1 protein-coding gene is annotated in these 1,654 nt (G+C 62.8%); it reads left to right on the top strand.

Going from position 1 to position 1,654, the window contains the following annotated elements:
• Positions 1-95 precede the first annotated feature (95 nt).
• Positions 96-1,654, top strand: a 1,559-nt coding sequence (locus U5A52_RS42840; protein WP_321940448.1) for a DHA2 family efflux MFS transporter permease subunit, incomplete at its 3' end; no start/stop codon positions are given.

The following is a 1,654-nucleotide window of genomic DNA, read 5'->3' as shown; positions in this document are numbered from 1 at the left end:
ATGGCTAAGGCGGCTTTTTTTTACCCAATTATCAGACATGTCAGATAACGGCCCGAGCTTGACGGGACATTCGCATCCAGACGAGAGAACCTAACATGAACCCATCGACCAACCCAGGCGGGCTCGCCCAGCTGACTGGCCTGAAGTTCGCACTGGGCACCTTCGCCGTGGCGCTCGCCACTTTCATGAACGTGCTGGACTCGTCGATCGCAAACGTTGCGATTCCCACGCTCTCCGGCAATCTCGGCGTGTCGATTGACGAAGGCACCTGGGTCATCACGCTGTTTGCCGCGGCCAATGCCGTGTCCATTCCGTTGACCGGGTGGCTCACGCAGCGCGTAGGCCAGGTCAAGCTGTTCGTCTGGGCGATCCTGCTGTTCGTGCTCTCTTCGGCAGCATGTGGTCTGGCGCCGAACCTGCTCACGCTGCTCGTGGCCCGTATCGTTCAGGGCGCGGTGGCGGGGCCGCTGGTGCCGCTCTCGCAGGCCTTGCTGCTCGCTTCGTTTCCGAAGGAAAAGAGTTCGAACGCGCTGGCGTTGTGGGCGATGACAGCAACCGTGGGACCGATTGCGGGCCCGGCGCTCGGCGGCTGGATCACCGACAGCTACAGCTGGTCATGGATCTTTTACATCAACGTGCCCGTTGGCCTCTTCGCCGCTGGCGCGATATGGGCGATCTACCGCGACCGCGAGACCCCGGCCCGCAAACTGCCAATCGACAAGGTCGGGCTGATCTCGCTCATCGCCTGGGTGGCGCCGCTGCAGATCATGCTCGACAAGGGCAAGGATCTCGACTGGTTCAGCTCGCCGGTTATCTGGGCGCTCACCATCGTCGCCGCAGTCAGCTTCGTGTTCTTCCTGATCTGGGAGTTGACTGAGGAAAAGCCGATCGTCAACTTGCGGCTGTTCGCCAAACGCAACTTCCTTGGCGGCACGATTGCGATCTCGGTTGCGTATGCGATCTTCTTTGCAAACCTCGTGATCCTGCCGCAGTGGATCCAGGGCTTTCTCGGCTACCGCGCGGTGGATGCGGGGCTGGTGACCGCGCCATTGGGGATTTTCGCCGTGATCCTCGCCCCCGTCATGGGCAAGGTCATGCCGCGCTCCGACCTGCGGGTGCTCGCCACGCTGGCGTTCGTGGGTTTCGCCGCCGTGTTCTTCATGCGCTCGAACTACACGACTGGCGTCGATGCCTGGACGCTCGTTCTGCCGACGCTGCTGCAAGGCATACCAACGGCGCTGTTCTTTACGCCGCTCACCGGCATCATCCTCTCGGGGCTGCGGCCCGACGAGATTCCGGCAGCCGCGGGCCTGTCCAATTTCGCGCGCATTTTCGCGGGCGCCGTGGGCACGTCGCTCATGAGCAATGCCTGGAACGACCGCACGATCCTCCATCACGCCCGGCTCACCGAGCAAACGAGCGTGAACAATCCCGCTTTCACCAGCGCGATTGCGCACCTGCAGGCGACGCTGGGCGGCGGCGTTCCGAAGGCCACGGCCTTTTACGAAAGTTCGCTCAACGCGCAGGCCACCATGCTGGGGTTGAACGACATCTTCTGGATATCGGCGGTGATCTTCATCGTCATCATCCCGCTGATCTGGGTGACGAGACCGGTCAAGGGCGGTGGCGCGGGCGCGGCAGCGGCTGGCGGACA

It is taken from the genome of Paraburkholderia sp. J8-2 (assembly GCF_905220195.1).
Classification (GTDB): Bacteria; Pseudomonadota; Gammaproteobacteria; order Burkholderiales; family Burkholderiaceae; genus Paraburkholderia.
This window is presented reverse-complemented; position numbering and strand designations above follow the sequence as displayed.